Origin of the sequence: Burkholderia theae (assembly GCF_048565265.1) — a bacterium.
Lineage (GTDB): Bacteria > Pseudomonadota > Gammaproteobacteria > Burkholderiales > Burkholderiaceae > Burkholderia > Burkholderia theae.
In genome coordinates, this window is the sequence record NZ_CP183462.1 from 1,362,400 (window position 1) to 1,388,401 (window position 26,002).

The window sequence follows — 26,002 nt, forward strand, 5'->3', positions numbered from 1 at the left end:
CGGCGACCGCTGCACCCCTCGAATTCGCTTCGCCAAGGAAAACAGGATGCGCACGCTACAACAACTGCGGATGGAATTCCTGCAGTACAAGATCGAACCGATCGGCTGGCTCGGCGACAGCCCTTCCCGCTTCGACTTCTATACGGAGACGGCCGTCGGATGCGACAGCATCCTCGAGCTCGGCGTGTTTACCGGGCTGACCACGACGGCCTTCATGCTCGCGCAACCGAAGCGCCTCGTATCGGTCGACATCTCCGACGAGTACTTCCACATCCGGCCCGAACTGGAGCAGGCGGCGAAAGACCTGTCGATCGACTTCGAATTCAGGATCGCCGACGATCTCGCGATGGAGCCGCTGGCATCCGACCTGCTGTTCATCGACACCACGCACACGTACGAGCAGACGCTCGCCGAACTGAACCGGTTCGGCCCGCTGGCACGCAAGAAGATCGTGCTGCACGACATGACCACGGCCGGCGTTTACCAGGCCGTGTTCCAGTGGCTGTGGGACAACAAGCAGTTTCGTATTACGTATCACGACAGCCGCGGTTGCGGCGCGGTCGTCTGCGAGCGCCACGTCGGCTATTGAGCCGGGCGCGCGCAACGGGGAGAGAACATGCATCCGAGCGAACACGCGGTCTGCGTGGCGATCAACGACAACAACCGCGCATGGTACGAAATGCTCGTGCCGTTCCTGCTGTCGCTGCGGCACACCGGCTACGACGGGCGCATCGCGGTGATCGGCTACGGGCTGTCGGAACGCAAGCGGCACATCCTGGCGAGCCAGTCCGTCGATGTGATCGAAGCGTCGAGCGCGTATGCGCTGCCGGTCGGGCGCTTCATCGAGGCCGCCGACTATTGCGCGCGCAACCCGCAGATCCGCAAGCTCGCGCTGTACGACGCCGACATCTGGTTCTGCGCCCCCTCGTTCGACCTGTTCTCGCAGATCGGCGACGACCGGATCCACGTGTGCCCCGACCCGCTGTTCTGCACGTTCGTCGTGACGCCGCTGATCGGCGAGCGGCGCGACCATCATTGGCGGCTCGTCGTCGACGAGGTCAAGGCGCGCCACGGCAGCGCGTTGCAGGCCGGGCTCGTCGCGGGAACGGCCGACGCCTGGGCGCGTTATGCGGATCACCTGCGCGACTGCATCGCCCGCGTCGGCACCGACTTCCAGGAGTGCTTCGGGATCGACACGACGTTCCTGCATCTGTGGAGTGCGCAAGGCGAAACGGCGCTGCTCGATCCGGTCCAGAACTTCGTCAGCAAGAACGGCATTCACGAATCGTTCGACGAACGCGACGGCAGCACGACGCTCCGCCATCGCGGCGAGCCGATCCGCGCGCTGCACATGACCGGCGATATCCGCTTCTTCGACCGGTGGCGCTACTACGCGAACCACGTCGACGCGGCGCTGCGCGACGGCGCGCCGTTCGCGCTGTCGGACAGCACGCCGTCGCCGTCCGATGCGATCGCCGCGCGCATCGCGGCGACGGACTACGTGCGATCGGCCGGGCTGACCGTTGTGTCCGCGGCGATCGAGGGAAGCGCGGGCGCCTATCTGCAGGCGATCGACGAACCGGGCGGCACGATGCTCGTCGGCAGCGGAAACCATGAGGTCGTGTTCACCGCGACACGCGACATCGCGCGGCTCAACGTGTACGCCACGCACCCGTCCGGCTCCCCGTCGCCGCTGCGGACCGAAGTGCTGGTCGACGGGCAAGCTCAGCGCAAGGGCACCGAACTGATGGCGCATTTCTGGTATCAGGTCGTGGCAGGCGCCGTCATCACGCTGCGTTCGACGAGCCTCGGCGGCCAGCAGTGCAATGCGATCTGGCGGCTGCGCGAAGCGCCGGACATGCAGCAGTAGGCACCGGCCCGTTCGCCGCGGCGCAACGGGCCACCGCACGCCGCCGCCGTTCGCCGCAGGTCAATTGAACGCCACCCACACCAGGTACGCATTCAACCCGACGATCACGATCGTCGCCGCGCCGGCGACGATCCGCAGCGGCATCCGCATCGCGTAAGCGCCCATCACGTCCGCGCGCGCCGACAGCATCAGCAGCGCGATCATCGGCATCGGCAGCACGAAACTCAGCACGACCTGGCTCGCCACCATCGCATGCGTGACGTCGCAGCCGAGCGCCACCACCGCGAACGCGGGCGCGATCGTCACCGCGCGCCGCGCCCATACCGACATGCGGCGGCGGATGAAACCCTGCATCACGACCTGCCCGGCCATCGTGCCGACCACCGAACTGGACACGCCCGACGTCAGCAGCGCGACGAGAAACAGCGCGCCGGCCGCCGGCCCGAGCACCGGGATCAGCGTGTGATACGCGTCGCCGATGTCGGTCATGCCCGGCGCGCTGCGGTGGAACGCCGACGACGCCATCATCACCATCGCGAGATTCACGAACCCGGCCAGCCCGAGCGCGACGACCACCTCGCGGTTCGAGAAACGCACGAGCCGCCGCCGCTCCGTGTCGTCGCGCGGCGCGGTGCGATCCTGCGTCAGGCCCGAATGCAGATACAGCGTGTGCGGCATGATCGTCGCGCCGATGATCCCGACCGCGATCGTCAGCGCCGCGTGATCCGGAATCTGCGGGACGACCAGATGGAACGCAGCCGCGTGCCAGTCCTGCGGTGCGATCAGCAGCTCGCCGAGATAACACGCGCCGATCACGCCGACCAACGCCGCGATCGCGGCTTCCAGCGGCCGGAAGCCACGTTTTTCGAGCGCGAGGATCGCGCAGGTCGCGAGCGCCGTCGCGATCATCCCCGCGAACAACGAAAGGTGGCACAACAGGCCGAACGCGAGCGCGCCGCCGAGAAATTCGGCGAGATCGGTCGCCATCGCGGCGATCTCGGATGCGACCCACATGCTCCACACGACCGGCGCGGGGAAATGGTCGCGGCACAGCTCCGCGAGATTGCGGCCGGTCACGATGCCGAGCTTCGCCGACATCGCCTGGAACAGCATCGCGATCGCGTTCGCGGCCAGCACGACCCACAGCAGCCGGTAGCCGTATGCGGCGCCGGCCTGGATGTTGGTCGCGAAGTTGCCGGGATCCATATAGCCGATCGACGCGATCACGGCCGGGCCGACGAACGGCAGCAGTGCGGCGAGACCGGTGCGGCGCCCTTCCAGCGCGGCGCGCGCCGCGCCGTCGGTGCACTCGGGGGGCAGGCCGGGCAGCGCGAAGCCGCCGGCGGATTTGCTCGTGACGGGAATCATGGTTTGGTTCCGTTCGGATAAGGAAGGCTTGCCCGGAAGCCGGCGCCGCGGCCGGCCTGCCGCTTGCCGGCCTCGGTAGTGGCGGCGGCCTTACAGCGGCACGACGTCGGGACGATTGCGCGGAAACTGCGCGATCACGTCCGGCGCGACGTTCAGGTGCGCTTCGACGAGCTTCGGCGGCGTGTGCGCGAGCCAGTCGGACAACGACACTTCCGCGTAACGGTCGGTCTTGAAGATTTCGAGGAACACCAGGTCGGTCTTGCCGGTGTTTTGCACGTAGTGCCCGAGGCTCTTCTTCACGTAGCCGACGTCGCCCGCGCGGAAGTCGGCCGTCTGCGCCTTGGGCCCCGTGTCGAACACGGTCATCCGCGCCTCGCCCTGCAGGTAGTACTGCCATTCGTCCGCGTTCGGGTGCCAGTGCAGCTCGCGCATGCCGCCCGGATGCACGGTGACGAGCGCCGCCGCGACGGTCGTCGACACGTTGAAGTTGGTGCTGTCCGCGATCCGCACTTCGCCGCCGCGGGTCTTCCTGACCGGCTTCATGTCGCCGAGCGAGAAAATGAACGGATGCGGCGGCGCACCGGCCGACGATGCCGACGCACGCTGCGCTTCCGCGAGCGGGCCGGGTTCGTCGCCCTGGAAGATCCACAGGTTGTCGAGCGGAACGTTCTTGAATGCATCGGCCGGCACACCGAAGTTGAGCGCGAGCACGTCGGGCGGCGTATGCGCGACCCAGTCGGTCAGCAGCAGCGTGTTGAATTCCGAGGCACGGCCGTTATCGAACGCGAGCAGGAATTCGGCGCCGTCGGTGCCGAGGCCCTGCAGCGAATGCGGCAGGCCGGGCGGGAAATACCAGAGATCGCCGGTTTTCACGTCCTGCACCGACGGCCGCCCCAGTTCGTCGAGCACCGTGATCCGGCAGCGGCCGTCGAGCATGATGGCCCACTCGGCCTGCTGGTGCCAGTGCATCTCGCGAATGCCGCCGCGCGTCAGGCGCATATTCACGCCGGAAATGGTTTCTGAAATCGCAAAATCGTCCTGCGTGACTTCGCGCGCCCATCCGCCATTCTGAATTCGCTTATGGGCATTATTGAACGATGCCCAGAATAACGGCATTCCGTTGATATCGGTGGCCGGCGGATCCTGAAACGACGGAAACTGATTCGCGATTGCCGGGTTTTTCGGTCCCGGGTCGGTCAGGCTCTGGCGGTTGCGCGCATTCACCGCACCTTCCGGCGGGCTGTCCGGATTGCCGAACGAGGCTGCCTTGGCCGATACGGCAATGCCCGCGGCGGCAATGGCGCCCGCCGTACCCGCCAGCATCTTGCGTCGAGAAAGATTCGTCATGATTTCCTCTTCATTCTTGCGATTGAGCGAATTTCCATTACGGAACAATTGCCGCTTTTCGGATTATCGAAAATCGAACATCCCGTGACGAAAGTTAAATACAAATAATCTAAAAACTTAAATGAATTATTAACCTGAATTAATGATTTAAACTGATCTGCTTTAATTTTGTAATTATTGCGGCGCGGCGGGTGACAGGTGGCGATGGATTTCAGTGAATCGATCGGGTGTGGTGAATGCCGAAATGCGGCTGTATCAGGTCGGGATGCCGGGAATGGCGGCAGGAGGAAATCGAGGCGCCAACGACAGGCATAAACGCAAATTATTCCTGTCAGGCATAAACGCAAAATATGCCTGACAGACATAAAAGTGCACCCTGACGTGCCGCCACCCCACCCTCTAACGCGTTTTCGACCCTATCACCTATCGTCACACCATAGTTTTTATCCGCTGGCGCGAATGATTTTGGCTTTGTTAGATGGATGACATTCAATCATCAGACGACAACGATCTAACAGCCGATGACTTGCGCGTTCGCCCGTACCGTCGAATCCCGCTTTGCCGAGCTGACGCCGACCGCGAAGCGCATTGCGAGCTACATGCTCGCGAACCTCGACCGGCTCGGGCTCGAGACGGCCGACCAGATCGCACAGCAGACCGGCACCAGCGGCATCTCGGTCGGGCGCTTCCTGCGCAGCGTCGGTTATCGCAATCTCGACGACCTGAAACGCGAGCTGCGCGGCGGCGGCGATCGCCCGTGGATGATCACCGACCGCCTCGACGAATACCGCCGCGTCGCCGGCACGCTACCGGCCGACGGCAACGGCAGCGACGGCGCGCTCGCGTCGTCGCTCGAACGCGAACTCGATGCGATCCGCCACGTGTACCGGCTCGCCGAAGGCCCCGTGTTCGCGCAGGTCGCCGACCGCATCGCACATGCCGACGCCGTGTTCATCCTCGGCATCCAGTCGACGCGCGGGATCAGCACCGCGTTCAGCAGCTATCTCGAATACCTGCGCCCGCGCGTGTTCTATTCCGACGGCCAGTCGGGTTCGTATGTCGATTCGCTGAACTCCGAATTCGAGCGGCCGTACTGCATCGTCACTGACACGCGCGCATATTCGCGCAGCGCGCGCCGCTATTGCCAGGCGGCCGCCGAGCGCGGGCAGCCGTTCGCGCTGGTCACCGATCTGTCGTGCCCGTGGGCGCGCGAATGGCCGGCCGACCTGCTGCAGGTGAAGACCGACGTCGGCCAGTTCTGGGATTCGCTCGCGCCGCTCACCTGCCTGTTCAACCTGCTGATCACGGCCGTCGTCGACCGCCTCGGCCCCGCGATCGACCGGCGCGTCGCGCGCAACCGCGAACTGCAGCACACGTTCGACCAATTCGAATCCTGAGCGAGCCTGAATGAACCCGAACCGCCGATGACCGACCACCGCCTCGTCGAAATCACGCCCGCCACGCATCGCGTCGAGCTCGACCTCGTCTACGCGACCGACCGCAACCTGACCGGCAAGCCGATCTACCGCCGCGCGCACTGCCTGCTGCTGGAGCCGGCCGAAGCCGCACTGCGCCGCGCGGTGAGCGTCGCCGCGCAGGCCGGCTTCACGCTGCGCATCTACGACGCATACCGGCCGCCGCAGGCGCAGCAGGTGCTGTGGGATTTCCTGCCCGACCCGAACTTCGTCGCCGATCTCGGCCGCGGCTCGAATCACAGCCGCGGCACCGCGCTCGACCTGACGCTGGTCGACGCGAACGGCGAACCGCTCGACATGGGCACCGGCTTCGACGAGATGGTCGCCGCGTCGGGCCACTTCCACGCGGGGCTGTCCGACGCCGTGCAACGCAACCGCCTGCTGCTGCTCGGCGTGATGCACGCGGCCGGCTTCGCGCACGACGACGACGAGTGGTGGCACTACGAACTGCCCGGCTCGCGCGCGTTGCCGCAGATCGACAACGCGGCCAGCGGCCCGTGGCGCCTGATGTGATGGCCATACGCATTCCCCTCACCGTTCACGTTCGACGACTTCAACGACACATGGAGCGCACATGAAACCCCTGACATCCCGGCTCGTCGCGGCGCTGGCCGCCGCGTCCGTTCTCGCCGCCGTTCCGCTTTCCGCCGCACGCGCGGAAACGCCGAAGGACATGTTCGTGATGGCGACGCTGCTCGACGAATTCACGACGCTGGACCCGGGCGAGATCTACGAGCTGGTGCCGGAGGAATACGTCGCGAACACGTACGACCGGCTCGTGCGCGTCGACCTGCGCGATCCGTCGAAATTCAACGGCGACGTCGCGCAGTCGTGGACGGTGAGCAGCGACGGGCTGACCTATACGTTCAAGCTGCGCCCCGGCCTCAAGTTCCATTCGGGCAACCCGCTGACGGCCGACGACGTCGCATGGTCGATCCAGCGCGCGGTGCTGCTCGACAAGGGACCGGCCGCCGTGCTGACCGGCATCGGCCTCACGAAGGCGAACGTCGTCGCCAACGTGAAGAAGCTCGACGACCAGACGGTGTCGATCACCACCGACCAGAAATACGCGCCGACCTTCGTGCTGAACGTGCTCGGCTCGTGGCCCGCATCGGTGCTCGACAAGAAGCTGCTGCTGTCGCACCAGCAGGGCAACGACTTCGGCAACGCGTGGCTGAAGACCAACGAGGCCGGCTCCGGTGCGTACAAGCTGGTCAAGTGGGCAGCCGGCGACAGCATCGTGCTGCAGCGCTTCGACGGCTACCGGCTGCCGCTCGCGATGAAGCGCATCGTGCTGCGCCACGTGCCCGAAGCGGCGAGCCAGCGCCTGCTGCTGGAAAACGGCGACGTCGATGCGGCGCGCGACCTGAGCCCCGACGATCTCGCGTCGGTCGTAAAATCCGGCAAGGCAAAGGTGACGGCGTCGCCGCAGGCGACGCTGCTGTATCTCGGCCTGAACACGAAGAATCCGACGCTCGCGAAACCCGACGTCCAGGAAGCGCTGAAGTGGCTCGTCGACTATGCCGGCATCCAGGGCAACGTCGTGAAGACGACCTACAAGGTGCACCAGACCTTCCTGCCCGAAGGCTTCCTCGGCACGCTGAACGCGAATCCGTACAAGCTCGACGTCGCGAAGGCGAAGGCGCTGCTCGCGAAGGCCGGCGTGCCCAACGGCTTCACAGTGACGATGGACGTGCGCAACGACTACCCGTACACGGAGATCGCGCAGGCCGTGCAGGCGAATTTCGCGCAGGCGGGCATCAAGGTGCAGCTGATCCCTGGCGACAACAAGCAGACGCTCGCGAAATACCGCGCGCGCCAGCACGACATCTACATCGGCGAATGGTCGGCCGACTACATCGACCCGCACAGCAACGCGCAGGGTTTTGCGTGGAATCCGGACAACTCCGACAAGTCGAGCTATAAAATGCTGGCCTGGCGCAACAGCTGGGACATCCCGCAACTGACGAAGGAAACCGACGCCGCGCTCGCCGAACCGACCGCCGCGAAACGCGCGCAACGGTATCAGGCGATGCAGAAGGACATGCTCGCGCGCTCGCCGTTCGTGATCATGTTCGAGAAAGTCGCACAGGTCGCGACGCGGCCCGGCGTGAGCGGGCTCGACGTCGGGCCGATCAACGATCTGGTGTCGTACCGTAACCTGAAGAAGCAATAAGATTCGCCGCATGTCGACTCCCGCCTCCTCTCTCGAAGCACTACGCACGCTGCCCGCGCGGCGCCCGGCCGTGCGCTGGGCGCTGCGCGTGCTGCGCTGGGCGCTCACGCTCGCGGTCACGTTCGCGGGGCTGCTCGCGCTGACGTTCGTGATCGGCCGCAAGTTGCCGATCGATCCGGTACTCGCGATCCTCGGCGATCGCGCGTCGGCCGAGGCGTACGCGGCCGAACGCATCGCGCTCGGGCTCGACAAGCCGCTCGTCACGCAATTCCTGATCTATGTGCGCGACGTGCTGCACGGCAATCTCGGCGTGTCGCTGCTGACGGCGAACCCGGTGCTCGACGACATCAAGCGCGTGTTCCCGGCCACGCTCGAACTGGCGACGATCGCGACACTGATCGGCATCGCGATCGGCGTGCCGCTCGGCGTCGCGGCCGCCGTGAAGCACAACCGCCCGATCGACCACATCGCACGCTTCGTCGGGCTGATCGGCAATTCGGTGCCCGTGTTCTGGCTCGGGCTGATGGGGCTGCTGCTGTTCTACGCGCGGCTGCACTGGGTCGGCGGCCCCGGCCGGCTCGACCCCGTGTACGACGGGATGGTCGATACACGCACCGGCAGCCTGCTGATCGACGCGGCGCTCGCCGGCGAGTGGGACGTGTTCCGCAACGCGGTGTCGCACATCGCGCTGCCGGCCGCGATCCTCGGCTACTACTCGGTTGCGTACCTGAGCCGCATGACGCGCTCGTTCATGCTCGACCAGTTGAGCCAGGAATACATCGTCACCGCGCGTGCGAAGGGCTTGTCGGAGCGCCGCGTGATCTGGCGGCACGCGTTCGGCAACATCGCGGTGCCGCTGCTCACCGTGATCGCGCTCACGTACAGCAACCTGCTCGAAGGCTCGGTGCTGACCGAGATCGTGTTCGCGTGGCCGGGGCTCGGCTCGTACCTGACGGGCGCGCTGCTGAACGCCGACATGAGCGCGGTGCTCGGCGCGACGCTCGTGATCGGCGCGATGTTCATCACCGTCAACCTGCTGACCGACGCGCTGTACCGCGTGTTCGATCCGCGTGCGCGCTGAGGGCCATGCCGACATGACCGCTGCCACCCTGCTTCTTTCATCGCTTATCCGGAAGGTCGTCCGATCATGAATGCCGAGCGCCTCACGCTGCGCGCGTGGCTGCTGTCCGATGCACCCGCATCGCGTTCGCAGGCCGCGCTCGGCCTCGCGTACCGACGCTGGCGCCGTTTCGCCACGAATCCGCTCAACCTGTTCGGGCTCGCGATCCTCGTCGCGCTGATCGTCGTCGCGATCATCGGCCCGCTGATCATGCCGCACGATCCGCTGCGCCAGGTGCTGTCCGACCGCCTGCTGCCGCCCGGCTCGCCGTCGCACTGGCTCGGCACCGACCAGCTCGGCCGCGACATCCTCTCGCGGCTGATCGCCGGTTCGCGCCTCACGCTCGGCATCGCGCTGCTCGTCGTCGTGATCGTGGTGCCGATCGGCCTGCTGATCGGCACCACGGCCGGTTATTGCGGCGGCTTCGTCGACAGCGTGCTGATGCGCATCACCGACGTCGCGCTCGCGTTCCCGAAGATCGTGCTTGCGCTCGCATTTGCAGCCGCGCTCGGGCCCGGCGTGATCAACGCGGTGGTCGCGATCTCGATCACCGCGTGGCCCGCCTATGCGCGGCTCGCGCGCGCGGAGACGATCCGCATCGCGCAGGCCGACTTCATCCATGCCGCACGGCTGCAGGGCGCGTCGGGCCCGCGCATCCTGCTGCGCTACATCGTGCCGCTGTGCATGTCGTCGGTGATCGTGCGCGCGACGCTCGACATGGCCGGCATCATCCTGACCGTCGCAGGCCTCGGTTTCCTCGGCCTCGGCGCGCAACCGCCGAGCCCCGAGTGGGGTTTCATGGTCGCGTCGGGCCGCAACGTGCTGCTCGACGCGTGGTGGGTCGCGACGCTGCCCGGCATCGCGATCCTGCTCGTGAGCCTCGCGTTCAACCTGCTCGGCGACGGGCTGCGCGACGTGTTCGATCCCCGCCATGGAGCCTGACATGTCGATGAATTCCGCCACCTCGCCCGCGCCGCTCTGCGAGATCGACGGCCTGAAGATCGGCTTTCGCGGGCACGACGGCATCGTCTCCGATGCCGTGCGCGACCTGTCGCTGACGCTCGCGCCCGGCGAACGGCTCGGCATCGTCGGCGAATCGGGCTCCGGCAAGTCGCTGACGGGCCGCGCGTTGCTCGGCCTGCTGCCCGACGCCGCACGCTGGTCCGCGCGCACGATGCGCTTCGCGGGCCACGACCTGCTCGCGATGAACCCGCGCGAACGCCGGCGGCTGTGCGGCAGCCAGATGGGCATGATCCTGCAGGACCCGAAATATTCGCTGAACCCGGTGATGACGGTCGCGAAACAGATGGGCGAAGCGTTCCGGCTGCAAGAGCCCGGGCTGCGCGGCCGCGCACTGCGCGAACGGATCGTCGACGCGCTCGCGGCCGTGCAGATCCGCGACCCGGCGCGCGTCGCCGATGCGTATCCGCACGAGCTGTCGGGCGGCATGGGCCAGCGCGTGATGATCGCGATGATGGTGTCGACCGGGCCGCGCCTGCTGATCGCCGACGAGCCGACGTCCGCGCTCGACGTCGCGGTCTCGATGCAGGTGCTCGCGGTGCTCGACGCGATGATCGCGCGGCACGGCACGGGCCTGATGTTCATCAGCCACGACCTGCCGCTCGTGATGTCGTTCTGCGATCGCGTCGCGGTGATGTACGCGGGCCGCGTGGTCGAAACCTGCGCCGCGCGCGACCTGCGCGACGCGTCTCATCCCTATACGCGCGGGCTGCTCGCGGCGAACCCGCCGCTTGCGAACCCGCCCGACGAACTGCCCGTGCTGCGGCGCGATCCGGCGTGGCTCGATCCGGCGCCGCAAACCATCCCGCCCGCCGATCGCCAGGAGGCTGCACGATGATCGACGTCGATCACGTATCGATCCGTTTCCCCACCCGCACGGGTCACGTCGACGCGGTGCGCGACGCGAGCTTCGCGGTGCGCGACGGCGAGGTATTCGGGCTCGTCGGCGAATCGGGTTCCGGCAAGTCGACGTTGCTGCGTGCGCTGACGGGCCTCGTGCCGCTCGCGGCCGGCAGCCTGTCGGTCGACGGAAGGCCGGTCGACGGTACGCTCGATCGCGCCTTCCGCCGCCACGTGCAGATGGTGTTCCAGGATCCGTACGCGTCGCTGCATCCGCGCTTCACCGTCGACCAGACGCTGCGCGAGCCGCTGTCGATCCACGGCATGGGCCGCCCCGGGATCGACGACGCCGACGCGCGGATCGCCCGCGCGCTGTCCGAAGTCGGGCTCGGCCCGACGTTCCGCTTCCGCTATCCGCACCAGTTGTCGGGCGGCCAGCGGCAGCGCGTCGCGATCGCGCGTGCGCTGATCGTCGAGCCGCGCGTGCTGCTGCTCGACGAGCCGACATCCGCGCTCGACGTATCGGTGCAGGCCGAGATCCTGAACCTGCTGCGCCGCCTGCACCGCGAGCGCAACCTGACGATGATCCTCGTCAGCCACAACCTCGCGGTGATCGGCTTCCTGTGTCAGCGCGTCGCGGTGATGCAGCATGGCGAGATCGTCGAGCAGCTGCGAATCGAGGACGTGCGTGCCGGGCAGGTCGCGCGCGACTACACGCGCACGCTGCTGCAGGCAACCGAAGGCTACCGCCGTCTCGACCCGGTGGCGGACGCGCCGGCCGCCTGACATCTGCACGACGTGCCGGCGTGCGATACTCGGCACGCGATGCGGCGGATTGCCGCCGCATGGAACCCTGGTGCGCCGCACGGGTCAACTTCCTTTCGTCAACAGATCAACAGCAATAGGGAGGCGTTCATGCTGCAATTCATCGAAACCCTGGTCGTCGGGCTCATCGTCGGCCTCCTCGCCCGCGCGCTCAAGCCGGGCGACGACAAGATGGGCATCCTGATGACCATCGTGCTCGGCATCGTCGGCTCGCTGGTCGCCGGCTACGTCGGCCGCGCCGCCGGCTGGTATGCGCCGGGCCAGGGCGCCGGCTGGATCGCGTCGATCATCGGCGCGATCGTGCTGCTGATCGTCGTCGGCGCGGTGCGCAAGCGCATGGGCTGATCGCCGCATCATCCGCGTCAACGCAAAACGGCCGCTCGACATGAGCGGCCGTTTTGCTTTCCGGGCGACGCAAGGCCGTTGCCTGCGCAACGGTCATGGTTCGTCATGCGATCTTATGCCACCCGGCATTTCCCTCACTTGCGATTACGCAGATTCGACCTACATTGATTGAAGCAATCCTGCGTCATTTGCTTATTACCATTATTTCCATTTTTTCATTCAAGAGGTCCGATGGTTTTGCCGTTTACGCATATAGCACCGCAGCGTTGACGGACTGCCACCCGAGCGGCCCCGCTGCGACGCGCTTCCTCTCTGGAGCCTGTCATGAAGCATCGTGTGATCGCCGCCTCGTTCGCGTTGGCTGCCTCGCTTCTGGCCACGTCCTCGTCCTTTGCCACCGGCGCGTCCGGCATCATTCACTTTTCCGGCATGATCGTCGAGCCACCCTGCTCGTTCGCGCTCGATACGGCCGACGCCGCGCAAGCGCGCGTGCGCCCCGACTGCCCGCGGCCGGCGACCGGCCAGATCGCGTTCGTCGACGCGGCAAGCCAGCAGGCCGTCAAGACCACGACCTTTACTCAGGCTTCGCGCGCAATCGTTTTACCTAACCGTCCGGGCAACAATCTCGCGCCGATGATCGCCGTCGTGACATACCAGTAACACCGGTCGCCCGCGCGGCGCGCGGCGGTTCCGACGCGGCCGCGCGTCAGTCGCGATGGCGCGCGATCCACTCGCTGAACGCGCGGATCTTCTGCTGGCTGCCGATGGTCTCGGGATACACGAAGAAGTAGCGCGCGCCGGTTTCGAGCACGAGGTCGAACGGCCGTTCGAGCCGGTGCGCGCTGACGTCGTCATCGACGAGCGTCACGTCGCCGATCGCGATGCCGAAGCCCTGCATCGCCGCGTTCGTCGCGAGATCGAGCGTGTCGAACGTCGGCCCGCGCGCGGGATCGACGCCGCGCTCGCCCGCATGATCGAGCCAGGCACGCCAGTCGCGATGGTCGCGCGTCGGATGCAGCAGCGTATGGCGCGCGAGATCGCCGACCGCATCGAGCGGCGACGCCTGCCGCAGTTCGGGCGCACACACGGGCGTCAGCCGCTCGTCCAACAGCGGCAGCGCGAATACGCCCGGGCCCGGCGACGTGCCGTAGACGACCGCCGCGTCGAACGGCTCGGTCGAGAAATCGACGACGTGCTGCCACGCGGTCGTGATCTGCACATGGAGATCGGGATGCTCGCCCTGGAAGCGCATGATGCGCGGCAGCATCCAGCGCATCACGCAGGTCGGCACCTTCAGCGCGAGATCGGTGCGCTGCCGCGTGAGCTTCATCGAGATGTCCTCGATCCGCGCGAAGCTGTCGTTGACGACCGGCAGCAACTGCTCACCCTCCGCCGTCAGCGTGAGGCCCTTCGCATGCCGCTTGAACAGCGGAAAGCCGTAGTGCGCCTCGAGCGTCTGGATTTGCCGGCTCACCGCGCCCTGCGTGATGCACAGCTGCTCGGCCGCGCGCGTGAAGCTGCGGTGGCGAGCCACCGTCGAGAAGATCTGCAGCGCGTGCAGAGGCGGAAGTCGGCGCATGACGAGGCACGAGAAACGGAAGAACGGCGCGCCGACACCAGCGCGCGCTGACCGACACGATAAGCCAAACGCCGGCTTTGCGCGAGACGTGAAACGCGGATCGCTCAGGCGGTCGCGACGAGCGCGCCTGCCGCGATGCGCGCCGCCGATGCGACGACGTCCGCGCGGGCCGCCGCGTCGGCCTGCGGCTGCGTGAACGACACGGCCATCACGAGCGGCGCGCGCGACGGCGGCCACAGCACCGCGACGTCGGTCGTCGTGCCGTAACCGCCCGTGCCGGCCTTGTCCGCGACGCGCCAGCCGGGCGGCACGCCAGCCGCGATGCCGGTCGCGCCGCGCGCGCCGCCGGTCATCCATTCCGTCAGCTGCGTGCGCTGCGGTTCGCGCAACGTGTCGCCGAGCAGCAGCCGCTGCAGCATGTCGACCATCGCGACCGGCGTCGACGTGTCGCGTTCGTCGCCGGGCGCGGCCTGGTTCAGTTCGGGTTCCCAGCGATCGAGGCGGAACGCCGTGTCGCCGCTCTCCCGCGCGAACGACGTGACGGCCTGTGGGCCGCCGAGCACGCCCATCAGCAGGTTGCCCGCCCCCTTGTCGCCCGACTGCAGCATCGCCACGCAAAGCTGCTCGATTGTCATGCCGGTATCGACGTGGCTTTCCGTGATCGGCGAGCCCGACACGACTTCATAGCGGCGGTACAGGATGCGGCGCGGCAGCAGCGACGCGTCGAGCGAGCCGCGCGCGAGCATCGCGGCGGCCGCGACGACCGCATACGTGCCGCACAGCGGGAAACGCTCGCGTGCGTGGTGAGCGATGCGCACGCCGTTCGACGTATCGAGCGCGGCGACACCGAGCCGGCCATTCGATGCTTTTTCGAGCGCGGCAAGTTCGGCTTGCGCGGTGTGCGCGCGCCCCTGGTCGGCAACCGGCGCGGACGTGCACGCGGCGACGAACGGCGCGGCAACGGCGGCAAGCAACAGCGAGCGACGTGTCGGTGAGTGTTCCATGGAATGAGTAGGGTTCTGTCGGAAACGGTGGCACGAAGCAACGCGGGCGCGCATCGGTGAAGCGCGCCCGTTCACGCCGACGGCCGGCCCGCGACGGCATTCGCCGCGCATCCCCGAAAGACGCCCGTCGGCCCCGCGAGAAGCGCGGGACTCGCATGAAGACCCTAGCGTAGCAGCGACTGCCGCCGCGTTCCAGTTGAAACGCTCCGCTTCAACCTTGCGACGAAGGCAGGTAAGGCATCGGATTCACCGGCTTGCCGTCGCGCCGCACCTCGAACAGCAACGCGACGCGCGAGTTGTCGAGGTCGCCCATCTCGGCGATCTCGTCGCCCTGGCGCACGATGTCGCCCGTCTTCACGAGCAGCTTGCGGTTATGCGCATAGGCGGTCAGGAAATCCGCGTTGTGCTGGACGATGATCAGGCTGCCGTAATCGTTCAGGCCGGTGCCCGCGTACATCACGCGGCCGGCGGCCGCGGCGCGGACCGGATCGCCCGGCCGGCCGGCGATCTGGATGCCGCGGTTCTGCCCCGGCCGGAACCCGTCGACGATCTTGCCGCTTGCGGGCCACGTGAGCGCGACCGCACTCGAATGGCGCTTCGTGTCCTTGACGACCTGACGGTCGCTCGCCGTCGACGCAGTGGCCTGCGCGGTCGCCTGGTTAGCCGCCGCGCCATCGCTTGCGGCAGCCTGTGCGCCGGCCGCGCCCGACGACGGCAGCGGCTGTTGCCTGACGATGCGCAGCACCTGCCCCATGCGCAGCCTGCCCGTGCCCAGCTTGTTCCAGGTGCGCAGGTCCGCAATGCTGCAGTTGTTCGCCGACGCGATACCCGTCAGCGTATCGCCGCGCTTCACGACGTACTTCTGCGCGACGAGAATCGGCGCCGGCGGCGGCGTGGCAGCCGACGGCGCAGCGGCAGGCTGGCTCGACGGCGACGATCCCGCCAGCGTGTCGCTCGGCGGAACGGACTGCGTACCTGCACAACCGGCCATGACGAGCACGGCGGCCAGGCCCGACAGCCACCCCGCGTGGCGGTGAATCTCGCGCGTTTCCATGGACGATCCGACTCCGGTTTGACAATCTTTCAAGCATCTCAAAAACGGAACGGCCGACGTGTAACCGGATGCAAACAATGATGACAAACGATCACGAACCGGGCGTCGGCCGGCATTCGCTACCGGTAATACGGTCCGATTCGGAAAAACTTGATGGTCTTTTTAGGAGAAAGCGGAAGAATTTTCGTCTTTGAAACTATGGCGAATTTGTTCCAATAGGTGGGATCGGTGGAAAAAGGCGACCAGCGGCCGAGTTAGCGCGTGCCTGCCGCCGCGCTCAACGCAACCACGCGACGAGTTCGGAACCGGCCCACGCGATGCCGATGCACAGGAACAACACGTGCAGTGCGATCTTGAACGACAGGCCCCACGACGAATCGATCTGCATGACAGGCCCCCGGTTGATGTACGGTCATGATCGGCCATCGATCTCGCCCCGAAAATGCGGAACCGGCGAATCGGGTCTCAGGCGTAGCCTGAGACCGAGGCTGCCGTTCCCTGCTAACTTATCGGCCATCACAACGCTCTCGCTCCCCGCCATCATGCGCTTCGACCTGACCGACCTGCGGCTCTTCCTGAACATCTGCGAGGCCGGCACGATCACGAGCGGCGCCGAGCGGACGCACATCACGCTGCAGGCCGCGAGCGAGCGCATCCGCGGCATGGAGGATGAACTCGGCGTGCCGCTGCTGCACCGGACCAAATCGGGCGCACAGGCGACCGACGCAGGCCGTGCGCTCGAACACCACGCGCGCACCGTGCTGCAGCAGATCGACCTTATGCGCGGCGAACTGCAGCAATACGGCCAGGGGCTGCGCGGGCATATCCGGCTGCTGTGCAACACGGCGTCGCTGAGCGAATACCTGCCCGACGCGCTGGCCGACTACCTGCCGCACCATCCGAAGCTGTCGATCAGCGTCGAGGAGCGCTCGAGCCAGGAGATCGTGCATGCGATCCGCAACAAGACGGCCGAGGTCGGCATCGTCGCCGATTCGGTCGGGCTCGGCGGGCTCGAACAGAAACCGTTTCGCGAAGACTGGCTGATCGTCGTCGTGCCGGCCGAGCATCCGCTCGCGTCGCACGACCAGGTCGCGTTCGACGCGATCGCCGATGCCGATTTCATCGGCCTCACCGACGGCAGCGCGCTGCAGGTGCATCTCGCGGACCAGGCACGCGCGCTCGGCAAGCGGATCCGCTATCGCGTGCAACTGAAGAGCTTCGATGCGATCTGCCGCGTGATCGCGAGCGGCGTGGGCATCGGCATCGTGTCGCGCCATGCGGCCGAGCGCGCGATGCAGACGATGGACGTGCGGCTCGTCGAGCTGTCCGATCCATGGAGCCACCGAAAGCTGACGCTCTGCGCGCGGTCGTTCGACGCGCTGCCGAAGTACACGCGGGAGTTCGTGGGGTTTCTGTCCGGTGAAACAGGGCCGCGGTGACAAGTGCGGCACTCCTCCCCCCATCGACACACGGAGGCATGGCCATGACCGACACCGGTCTCGCCACCCGCTACCGCGCGTCTATCGACTGCCTGAACCGGCAGGTCTGGTCGGTGATCGACAAGGCAGCGATCGAGGCCCAGCTGTAACGCTCGCCGGAGCAGCCCAGCACCGCGCCTGACTCGTTTCGATCCTTATGGATAACGTTTTCTCTCAAATGAGACTGAAAGCGCATCTCACCGCGATCTTCCCGGCAACCACTTCCACGCCGGCATTCCGCACCACACCCCATCAATCGCCGAAAAAATCCCTCGCAATTTCCGCGTAATTCTGACCCACACGCTCCCCCACTCATTCCCACTATTCGGGTTTCTACCGGCGCATCGAACGTGAAAGTTGATTGACATCACGCCGATCGATGCCTAAATTTGGAAAACGTTTTCCAATGCATGAGCGCGACGCCGGTCATGGCCCGTGCAGGGAGAACGCTTGCCCGCTCGAGTTGTGGTTCAGGCCATCCGTCGTCAGGGATCAGGGTTGCAAGGCGGAGGTCAGGTACGGGCATCGAGCGCGGCAACGGCCACACCCGCCCGTCCTTCATCATTATTCAAAACTGGAGACACAATGCATCCGCGCAGCAGATTCGCGCTCGGCGCCGCGCTCAGCGCCCTTTCCGTCCTGTTCGTCAGCGCCTGCGGCGGCAACGACGTGACCGACTCGCCGTCTTCATCGGCGCCGCCGTCGACTTCAACGCCCACGCCCACGCTCGCGTCGAACTCGCTGCAGGCGCTCGTCTACGGCGCGCCCGACACCAGCGTGCCGCCCGGCACGGACACGCCGATCACGATGATGGGCCAGATGCGCGCGCTGTTCGACCTGATCCGCAAGTCGCCGGACTTCACGCAGGTCGTGATGGATCTCGGCGACGGCACACCCGTCCACGTACTCGACACGAACACCGGCGACAAATTCCTGCCCGGCAAACTCGCGCTCGGCCTGTCGTACATCCTGATCGACATGAAGTCGAAGGGCGACCCGCAATACGCGAGCTACCTCGCGACCTACCAGACGATCACGACCGCGATGATGGCGCAGTCGGGCAGCAACTACACGTATGCGAACACGTCGTGGGGCGAGTACTACTACCTCGTCGCGCTGAACAACCTGAAGGCGCACGGGATGCTCAACGAAGTCTTCAGCGACGCGATGCTCGCGACGCTGCAGCAGCGTCTCACGTTCTGCGACATGTTCGGCCCCGACGCGAGTGGCAAGACCAATACGTGCCCGGCCGCCGGCACGCCGATCGACATCGCATCGCTCAACACCGCGCAGAACTACTATGCGGTGTCCTACGGAATTGCCGGGCTGCGGCAGAAGCTCGGCTGGAGCAGCCCGTCGTTCGCATCGACGACCGATCCGTCCGTCGCGACGATGGGCGCGCGCGACGCGCTGCTGTACACGCTCACGAACCACATCCGCAAGGATTCGTCGGGCGGCTTCTCGGACGAAGCGTCGAACACGCACACGACCTATTACGACCAGGCGCGCTTTGACCGCTACAGCACGCTGCTGATCGGCGAAGTGACCGAGCGCACGTTCGAGATGGGTAACGAAGCGAACCTCACGCCGGAACTGAAGGGTTATCTGCGCAAGTCGGTCGACCTGATCCTGCCGCAGCTGAACGCCGACGGCCAGGGCTTCAACTACGGCCGCTCGATCGGCCCGTACGGCGACTCCGCGTTCATGGAAGTACTGACGGCCGCGGCCAACGCCGGCGTGCTGTCCGACCAGGAGAAGCAGATCGCATACGCGTTCATCTACAAGGCCGCGCATCGCTTCGACACCTACTGGTACGACCCGTCGCTGCCGACGCCGTCGGTGAACATGTGGGTCAAGGGCCGCGGGACCGACGCGTATCGCGGCAAACCGCGCGTGATGGGCGAGAACTTCAGCCTGCTGCACCAGTACCTGTACGTGAACGCGTGGTGGAACAAGCTCGGCTTCGGCGGCAAGGCGCCGATGGCCGATACGGACTACGGCGCATGGCTCGACGCGCTGCCGCACTACACGCTCACCTGGTACAACCAGCCCGGCGACACCGCGCATCCGTACAGCGCGGCACTGCTCACCGTGCGGGACGGGCGCCGCGTGATCAACCTGAACCTGAGCCAGGCGCCCGATTACAACTCGTTCACGCCGTACTACCCGGTGCCGTTCTCCGACAAGCTGATCTACGGCACGACCGATCTCGGCTATGCGCTGCTGGTGCCGCAGGTGTCGTACAACGGGAAGACCTACATTCCCGTCACGTACTACAAGAACCTGAACGTGCAGCAGGCCAACGGGCAGGTGATCGTGTCGTTCGATACGACGAAGTTCCGTCTTGCATCGAAGAACGCGTTGTATACGACCGATCTCGACCTGCAGGTGCATACGGTGCTGATGTTCGCGCACGGCTCGGTCACGCGTAGCGACACGCTGAGCTCGGGCACACTCACCGGCAACCTGTCGGTCGAGACGGACTTCACGTCGTTCGCGGATTTCGCATCCACGCAGGCCAACGGCGACGGCGTGTCGGTGACGTACGCGAACAGCCCCGCGACCGGCTATGCGGCGTCCGGGTTCGACAACTGCGCGCTGTCCGCCTTCGACACCGTGAACGGCACGACGAATCCGTTGTCGACGACGCCGATCGGCCAGTTGCATTCGAACTTCGCATGCACGACGAAGCCGTTTGCGCTCGGCACGGGCACGACCCGCACGTTCGGTTGGACGCTGAAGTACGCCGATCCGGCCTGAGCGGCGTGACCGCCGTTCCGTGACGATTCCCGAAGCCGGCAGCAGGAACCGGCTTCGGGATGTCTCGCGGCGGCGGGCATCACGCTTCCCGGCTAAGCCCGCTCACATCCACCCCGAAGCGGCCATGTACGCGCCGAGTGCAATCATCCCGACGAAGAAGCAGCGCTTGAACGCCTTCTCGCTCATCACGCGTCGCGCATATTGCCCGCCGGCCATGCCCGCCAGCGCCGGCACGAGCGCGAGCGCCGACACGCCGAGATCGACCGTCTGCAGCGCGCCCGTCACGCGCAGTTGCAGACCGAGCGCGATCGTCGATGCGGTGAACGACAGCCCGAGCGCCTGGATCAGGTCGTCCTTCGACAACCGCAGCGCCTGCAGGTACGGCACGGCTGGCACGACGAACACGCCGGTCGCGGCCGTCACGACGCCCGTCAGGTAGCCGACCACCGCCGACAGCCATTTTTCGTGACGGCCCGGCGCGGGCAGTCGCGCGGCGGCCAGCCCCCACAGCCCGTAGGCGATCAGCACCACGCCGAGCGCCGCATGCGTCCAGGTGCTGCCGGCCGCGAGCGCAGGCAGCCCACCCGTCAGCGTGCCGATCGTAAGACCGGCGAGCAGCGGCCACAAGCGGCGCAGCAGCGACCCGAACGACGGGCCGAGCCACAGCTGCCACACATTGGTGATGAACGACGGCACGAGCAGCAGGCTGGCCGCGGCTGACGGCGGCATCGCGAGCGTGAGCAGCCCCATCGCGATCGTCGGCAACCCGAGCCCGATCATTCCCTTGACCGCGCCGGCCAGCAGGAAAACCAGCACGATGATCGTCAGCGTATGAATTTGCATGGAAGGCGTTCCGTCCGGTTGAGTACGGCGCCGATGGTGACCCTCTGCCACGCCGCCCGCCATCTGGCTTTGCCTGAGGCTGGCTAGGGCTTGTCGGGCGGGCCTGTCAGGTCCGCCTCCGCCGTTCAGGCCCGATGGACTACCCCCGTCCCTGCTCGCTGTCGAGGTGCGCCATCTGTGCGGCCGGATAACGCTCGCCGGCAGCCGCCCCGGCGGGAACCGCCGTTTCGATGCGGGTGATGTCTTTGACCGTTAGTTGCAATTCAGGTGCTTGCAACGCGTCCTGAAGCTGCGTGCGCTTGCGCGCGCCGATCAGCGGCACGATATCGCCGCCGCGCGACAGCACCCACGCGATCGCGACCTGCGCCGGATTGCTGCCCTTCTCGTCGGCGATCGCGCGCAGCGCGTCGACGAGCGCGAGGTTGTGCGCGAGGTTCTCGCCCTGGAAGCGCGGGCTCGCCGCGCGGAAATCGCGCTCGCCCTGCCGCGCCGTGCTCCACCGCCCGCCCAGCAGCCCGCGCGACAGCACGCCGTAGGCCGTGACGCCGATCCCGAGTTCGCGGCACGCGGGCAGGATCTCGGCCTCGATGCCGCGCGACAGCAGCGAATACTCGATCTGCAGGTCGGCGATCGGCGCGACGGCCGCCGCGCGGCGGATCGTGTCGGCGCTGGCTTCCGACAGGCCGATATGGCGCACATATCCGGCCTTCACGAGATCGGCGATCGCGCCGACCGTCTCCTCGATCGGCACCGCCGGATCGACGCGCGCCGGCCGGTAGATGTCGATGTAGTCGGTACCGAGCCGCTTCAGCGAATACGCGACGAAGTTCCGGATCGCCTTGGGCCGCGCGTCGTAGCCGGCGAACCCGCCGGCCGGATCGCGCAGCGCGCCGAACTTCACGCTGATCAGCACCTGGTCGCGTGCGGTGCCGCGCAGCGCGTCGCGAATCAGCATCTCGTTGTCGCCCATCCCGTAGAAATCGCCGGTGTCGAGCATCGTGATCCCGTTGTCGAGCGCCGCGTGCAGCGTCGCGATGCTTTCATCGCGGTCGGCCGGCCCGTAGAAATCCGACATCCCCATGCAGCCGAGCGCGATCGCCGACACCTGCGGGCCCGTGCGGCCCAGTTGACGCGTGTCCATGTCCGTTTCCTTCGAGTGGTCAGTGAATGGACCGGATTCTGGACGCATCGCCGCGCGCGATAAACGCGAAACGCTCCACCAAACCATTCGACGCTGATTAACAATGGAGCCTGTTCCAATCCGCCAAGCCCCCGCCCCGCATGGACCATCTGCATGCAATGCGCATCTTCGCGCGCGTCGCCCATCTCGGCAGCTTCACGAAAGCGGCCGAGCAGTTGCAACTGCCCCGCCCGACGGTCAGCAACGCCGTCCAGTATCTGGAAAAGCATCTCAATATCCGCCTGCTGCAGCGCACGACCCGGCGCGTTGCGCTGACCGCCGAGGGCGCGACCTACTACGAGCGCTGCGTGCGGCTGCTGGCCGATCTCGACGATGTGGAAACGCTGTTCGAGGACGCCGGCACGTCGCCGCGCGGCGTGATCCGCGTCGACCTGCCCGAGCGCTTCGCGCTGAACCAGGTGATCCCGGCGCTACCGGATTTCCACGTGCGCTACCCCGAGCTGCGCGTCGTGATCAGCACGACCGACCGCTTCGTCGATCTCGTCGCGGACGGCATCGACTGCGCGGTGCGGGTCGGCGTGCTGTCCGACACGTCGCTCGTCGCGCGACGCATCGGCGAGATGGCGCAGATCAACTGCGCGTCGCCCGCGTATCTCGCGCGCCACGGCACGCCGCGCTCGCCGGACGAGCTGCCCGACCACGTCGCGGTCGGCTATTTCTCGAGCCGCACGGGCCGCGAGCTGGACTGGGAATATGCGGATATGGATACGGGCGAGCGGCACGCGGTGAAGATGCACAGCATCGTGTCGGTCAACAGCTCGCAGGCGTATCTCGCGTGCTGTCTCGCGGGCCTCGGGCTGATCCAGGTGCCGCGCGACGGGCTCGCGCCGCTGCTCGCCGACGGCTCGCTGGTCGAGGTGCTGCCGGAATGGAGTGCCGAGCCACTGCCCGTGTCGGTGGTGTTTCCGCACGGCCGGCATCTCGCGCCGCGCGTGCGGATCTTCGTCGACTGGCTCGCGGAAACGCTCGGCGGCTCGCGCCGGACGGACTGACGACGGCCGGTGCCAGGGCGCGCGGCCCCGGCTGCCGCCCGATCAGAACTTGTGGCGGATCGCGGCGCGCACCGCGAACTGGTTCGCCGACGAGGACGGGCCGTCCGTCCCGACGACGTAGCCGCCGTCGGCCGCCGTGCCGGTCTTGTCGCCGGCGACCTTCTGCCATGCACCCTGCAGATAGACGTCGGTGCGCTTCGACAGGCTGTAGTCGGCCATCAGGCCGACCGTGTGGTACTTCGGCTTGAACGATCCGGCCGCGGCATCGAACTTGCCGTCCGTGTACACGTACTGCGCGCCGAGATAGAAATCGGGCGTGAGCTGGTACTTGCCGTTGATCTCGAAGTTCTGGAACTTCGTCGCGGTCAGCCCGAGGCCGGCGAACGTCGCGGCCGGCAGGTAGACGGTCGATACCGGGTTCTTCACGTCCGTCTTCGTGTAGACGAAGCCGACCGTTGCCGGGCCGAACGTGTAGTTGATCCCGCCGCCGAAGATGCGCAGGCGGTCGGCGATGAAGTTCGCGTCGTCGGCCGCGATCGCGCCCGCGCTGCCGACGCCCGGGTTGTTCGCCTGCAAGTACGCGGCCGCGACCTGCAGCCCGGCCAGCGAATACTGCGCACCGATGCTGTACTGGCGGTTGTTCGAGAAGCTCGTGCTGTTGCTGAAGCTGTACGTGCCGCCGAACGTCAGGCCGTTCCAGTCGGCGCTCGCGTACTTGACCGTGTTGTTGACGCGGAACGAGTTGTCCGTGTTGTCGTTGTCGAACGGGTGCGAGAACAGCGTGCCGCCCCAGTTGCCGTTCGCGGTCAGCGGCGCGAGATAGTCGACGACGGAATCGTACTGGCGGCCGAAGGTCAGCGTGCCGAAGCGCGACTCGCTCAGCCCGACGAACGCCTGGCGGCCGAACATACGGCCGCCCTGGCCGAGCCGACCGTTGTTCACGTCGAAACCGTTTTCCAGCGTGAAGATCGCCTTGAGCCCGCCGCCCAGGTCTTCGTTGCCCTTCAGGCCCCAGCGGCTGCCCTGCGCGTAACCGCTCGCGAGCTGGTAATTCGTCTTTCCGACCCCATTGACGTTCACGTTGTTCGTGTAATTGAAGCCTTCGTCGATCAGGCCGTACAGCGTCACGCTGTTCTGGGCGAAGGCCGGCGCGGCGAAAGCGGCCAGCGCGGCGGCAAAAATGACGTGCTTCTTCATGACGGATCTCCGGAGCCGAGGCCGGGCGTGGTCGAGCGCCCGGCGAATGTTCGATCTGTTGTATGTGTGGCCCGCAGGGCGGACGACGCGGTGTGCGGCCGCGTGGAGACAAAATGGTGTCACGTCGCAAACCGTCCGTCCATCGGGGTATTGAAACCGCGCGCAAAGCGTTGCGCTCTTCCAACTGCCCCGTTGCGCAGACTGCCTGACCGGGCTTATCGGCAGCGGCGGGCCGGCCCACCATCCGCGTAAACCCGGCAGGCGTCACATCGGTGGCACAATGCGCATCCGTTCGCCATTTCTTCACGAAGTCATGCTTCACCCCGATTCATGCGCGGCATGTGCCCGCCGCGCACGCGGCCCGCGCCGGGAGGCGGTCCGATGACCGCGCCTGCCCGGGCCGGCCGCTACGCCGAACTCGATTTCTTCCGCGGCCTCGTGCTGCTCGTCATCGTCGTCGACCACATCGGCGGCAGCATCCTGTCGCGCGTGACGCTGCACGCGTACGCGCTGTGCGACGCGGCCGAGGTGTTCGTGTTCCTCGGCGGCTTCGCGACCGCGATCGCATACAACTCGCTCGCCGAGCGGCACGACGAAGCCGCCGCACGCCAGCGCTTCATCCGGCGCGCGTTCGAGATCTACCGCGCGTTCCTCGTGACAGCCGGCCTGATGCTGCTGATCACCGCCGCGCTGAACGCGTTCGCGATCGACGGTCCGAACATGCCGACCAACGATCTCGACGGCCTGCTCCACAAGCCGCTCGCCGCGCTGCGCGACATCCTGCTGTTCCGCCGCCAGCCGTACCTCGCGTCGGTGCTGCCGATGTATGCGTTTTTCGCGCTGCTCGTCCCGCTCGCGCTGCCGCTCGCGCGCACGCAGCCTTGGCTGATGCTCGCGTTCAGCGGGTCGCTGTGGATCGCGGCGCCGCACGTCGCGCGCTTTCTGCCGACCGTCGAAGGCGCGCCGTGGGATTTCAACCCGTTCGCGTGGCAGTTCCTGTTCGTGCTCGGCGTGATCGCGCGCTGCCAGCCCGTCTACCAGACGCTCGCGCCCAAGCCGCAGGGCTGGCTGCTGACGGCCGGCGCGCTCGCGATCGTCGCGGCCGGCGCGTACTACCGGCTGCGCATCGAGCCGTTCCCGACCGATCCGTCGATCAAGCAGAACCTCGGCGCGCTGCGGCTCGTGAACTTCCTCGCGATCGCGTGGCTCGCGGCCAAGCTCGTGCACCTCGGCTGGATGAAGAAGGTCGCGCACGCGATGCCGTGGATCGGCACGATCGGCCGGCAGGGGCTGCTGTGTTTCGTCGCGGGCACCGGCATCTCGCTCGCGGTCGATTCGCTGCTTTACCAGGCGACCGAAGGTTATCTCGACGTGCCGCTCGGCCTGACCGCCGACGTCGTCGCGATCGGCCTGCTGTATCTCGTCGCCAAACTCTACGGGCCGCTCGTCGCGCGGCTGCCGTTCCGCTCGCGGCGATGATGCGCCGCGCCGTCATGCGCCGCTGCTAC

Annotated in this window: 23 protein-coding genes; 15 read left to right on the forward strand and 8 right to left on the reverse strand. The window is 66.8% G+C overall.

Annotation, left to right across the window (positions count from 1 at the left end):
• The first annotated feature begins 46 nt into the window (after positions 1 to 46).
• Positions 47 to 589 carry a class I SAM-dependent methyltransferase gene (locus ACN22W_RS23580; protein ID WP_129515138.1) on the forward strand — a complete coding sequence of 181 codons (543 nt, stop codon included), beginning with the start codon at positions 47 to 49 and terminating at the stop codon, positions 587 to 589.
• A 27-nt stretch (positions 590 to 616) separates the two neighbouring features.
• Positions 617 to 1,870: a hypothetical protein gene (locus ACN22W_RS23585; RefSeq protein ID WP_419689604.1), complete on the forward strand. Its 1,254-nt coding sequence runs from the start codon at positions 617 to 619 to the stop codon at positions 1,868 to 1,870.
• A gap of 60 nt (positions 1,871 to 1,930) precedes the next feature.
• Here ACN22W_RS23585 and ACN22W_RS23590 read toward each other — a convergent pair whose 3' ends face one another.
• Together ACN22W_RS23590 and ACN22W_RS23595 are read right to left on the reverse strand one after the other, a co-directional pair.
• The gene (locus ACN22W_RS23590; RefSeq protein WP_419689605.1) at positions 1,931 to 3,238 is read right to left on the reverse strand and encodes an Nramp family divalent metal transporter; all 1,308 of its coding nucleotides are present in this window, start codon (positions 3,236 to 3,238) and stop codon (positions 1,931 to 1,933) included.
• 90 nt (positions 3,239 to 3,328) lie between these two features.
• Positions 3,329 to 4,585, reverse strand: coding sequence for an oxalate decarboxylase family bicupin (locus ACN22W_RS23595; protein ID WP_129515141.1), 1,257 nt, complete (start codon positions 4,583 to 4,585; stop codon positions 3,329 to 3,331).
• A gap of 521 nt (positions 4,586 to 5,106) precedes the next feature.
• On the opposite strand from ACN22W_RS23595, the gene sapR reads away from it, so the two are divergent.
• The 9 genes from sapR to ACN22W_RS23640 all read left to right on the forward strand — a co-directional run bounded on the left by sapR (position 5,107) and on the right by ACN22W_RS23640 (position 13,046).
• Complete coding sequence (gene sapR, locus ACN22W_RS23600) at positions 5,107 to 5,982, forward strand: sap1 transcriptional regulator SapR (protein WP_419689606.1); 876 nt, start codon at positions 5,107 to 5,109, stop codon at positions 5,980 to 5,982.
• A gap of 27 nt (positions 5,983 to 6,009) precedes the next feature.
• The gene (gene ddpX, locus ACN22W_RS23605) at positions 6,010 to 6,573 is read left to right on the forward strand and encodes a D-alanyl-D-alanine dipeptidase (RefSeq protein ID WP_419689607.1); all 564 of its coding nucleotides are present in this window, start codon (positions 6,010 to 6,012) and stop codon (positions 6,571 to 6,573) included.
• 61 nt (positions 6,574 to 6,634) lie between these two features.
• Positions 6,635 to 8,236, forward strand: a complete 1,602-nt coding sequence (locus ACN22W_RS23610; RefSeq protein ID WP_419689608.1) for an ABC transporter substrate-binding protein — start codon at positions 6,635 to 6,637, stop codon at positions 8,234 to 8,236.
• 10 nt (positions 8,237 to 8,246) lie between these two features.
• Positions 8,247 to 9,317, forward strand: a complete 1,071-nt coding sequence (locus ACN22W_RS23615; RefSeq protein WP_419689609.1) for an ABC transporter permease — start codon at positions 8,247 to 8,249, stop codon at positions 9,315 to 9,317.
• 66 nt (positions 9,318 to 9,383) lie between these two features.
• Positions 9,384 to 10,298: a nickel transporter permease gene (nikC, locus tag ACN22W_RS23620; protein WP_193100305.1), complete on the forward strand. Its 915-nt coding sequence runs from the start codon at positions 9,384 to 9,386 to the stop codon at positions 10,296 to 10,298.
• Position 10,299: 1 nt separating this feature from the next.
• Positions 10,300 to 11,214 (forward strand): ABC transporter ATP-binding protein, encoded by a 915-nt coding sequence (locus tag ACN22W_RS23625; protein ID WP_419689610.1) that lies wholly within the window; start codon positions 10,300 to 10,302, stop codon positions 11,212 to 11,214.
• A complete protein-coding gene (locus ACN22W_RS23630; protein ID WP_419689611.1) occupies positions 11,211 to 12,002 on the forward strand; it encodes an ABC transporter ATP-binding protein in 792 nt (263 codons plus the stop codon). Before ACN22W_RS23625 ends, ACN22W_RS23630 begins: the two co-directional genes overlap by 4 nt.
• Before the next feature lie 129 nt (positions 12,003 to 12,131).
• The gene (locus ACN22W_RS23635; protein WP_419689612.1) at positions 12,132 to 12,386 is read left to right on the forward strand and encodes a GlsB/YeaQ/YmgE family stress response membrane protein; all 255 of its coding nucleotides are present in this window, start codon (positions 12,132 to 12,134) and stop codon (positions 12,384 to 12,386) included.
• 324 nt (positions 12,387 to 12,710) lie between these two features.
• Entirely contained in the window at positions 12,711 to 13,046 is a 336-nt protein-coding gene (locus ACN22W_RS23640; RefSeq protein WP_419689613.1) for a type 1 fimbrial protein, read from the forward strand.
• A 46-nt stretch (positions 13,047 to 13,092) separates the two neighbouring features.
• Here ACN22W_RS23640 and ACN22W_RS23645 read toward each other — a convergent pair whose 3' ends face one another.
• From ACN22W_RS23645 to ACN22W_RS23655, 3 genes are all read right to left on the reverse strand, one after another.
• Complete coding sequence (locus ACN22W_RS23645; RefSeq protein ID WP_419689614.1) at positions 13,093 to 13,965, reverse strand: LysR substrate-binding domain-containing protein; 873 nt, start codon at positions 13,963 to 13,965, stop codon at positions 13,093 to 13,095.
• 104 nt (positions 13,966 to 14,069) lie between these two features.
• Positions 14,070 to 14,969, reverse strand: coding sequence for a class A beta-lactamase (gene bla, locus ACN22W_RS23650; protein ID WP_419689615.1), 900 nt, complete (start codon positions 14,967 to 14,969; stop codon positions 14,070 to 14,072).
• A gap of 211 nt (positions 14,970 to 15,180) precedes the next feature.
• Positions 15,181 to 16,023, reverse strand: a complete 843-nt coding sequence (locus ACN22W_RS23655) for a peptidoglycan DD-metalloendopeptidase family protein (protein WP_419689616.1) — start codon at positions 16,021 to 16,023, stop codon at positions 15,181 to 15,183.
• Between the two features lie 542 nt (positions 16,024 to 16,565).
• Between ACN22W_RS23655 and ACN22W_RS23660 the strand changes: the two genes are divergently transcribed.
• Together ACN22W_RS23660 and ACN22W_RS23665 are read left to right on the forward strand one after the other, a co-directional pair.
• On the forward strand, positions 16,566 to 17,462 hold the full coding sequence (locus ACN22W_RS23660) for a LysR substrate-binding domain-containing protein (RefSeq protein WP_419689617.1): 897 nt from the start codon (positions 16,566 to 16,568) through the stop codon (positions 17,460 to 17,462).
• A gap of 624 nt (positions 17,463 to 18,086) precedes the next feature.
• Complete coding sequence (locus ACN22W_RS23665; RefSeq protein ID WP_419689618.1) at positions 18,087 to 20,261, forward strand: hypothetical protein; 2,175 nt, start codon at positions 18,087 to 18,089, stop codon at positions 20,259 to 20,261.
• Between the two features lie 102 nt (positions 20,262 to 20,363).
• On the opposite strand, the gene ACN22W_RS23670 is transcribed toward ACN22W_RS23665, so the two are convergent.
• A complete protein-coding gene (locus ACN22W_RS23670) occupies positions 20,364 to 21,104 on the reverse strand; it encodes a sulfite exporter TauE/SafE family protein (RefSeq protein WP_343493272.1) in 741 nt (246 codons plus the stop codon).
• A gap of 139 nt (positions 21,105 to 21,243) precedes the next feature.
• Positions 21,244 to 22,245 (reverse strand): aldo/keto reductase, encoded by a 1,002-nt coding sequence (locus ACN22W_RS23675; RefSeq protein WP_419689619.1) that lies wholly within the window; start codon positions 22,243 to 22,245, stop codon positions 21,244 to 21,246.
• A 140-nt stretch (positions 22,246 to 22,385) separates the two neighbouring features.
• Here ACN22W_RS23675 and ACN22W_RS23680 point away from each other — a divergent pair, with 140 nt between their 5' ends.
• On the forward strand, positions 22,386 to 23,297 hold the full coding sequence (locus ACN22W_RS23680) for a LysR substrate-binding domain-containing protein (RefSeq protein WP_419689620.1): 912 nt from the start codon (positions 22,386 to 22,388) through the stop codon (positions 23,295 to 23,297).
• Positions 23,298 to 23,339: 42 nt separating this feature from the next.
• On the opposite strand, the gene ACN22W_RS23685 is transcribed toward ACN22W_RS23680, so the two are convergent.
• Complete coding sequence (locus ACN22W_RS23685) at positions 23,340 to 24,494, reverse strand: porin (RefSeq protein ID WP_419689621.1); 1,155 nt, start codon at positions 24,492 to 24,494, stop codon at positions 23,340 to 23,342.
• 381 nt (positions 24,495 to 24,875) lie between these two features.
• On the opposite strand from ACN22W_RS23685, the gene ACN22W_RS23690 reads away from it, so the two are divergent.
• A complete protein-coding gene (locus tag ACN22W_RS23690) occupies positions 24,876 to 25,973 on the forward strand; it encodes an OpgC domain-containing protein (protein WP_412024320.1) in 1,098 nt (365 codons plus the stop codon).
• The last annotated feature ends 29 nt before the right edge of the window (positions 25,974 to 26,002 follow it).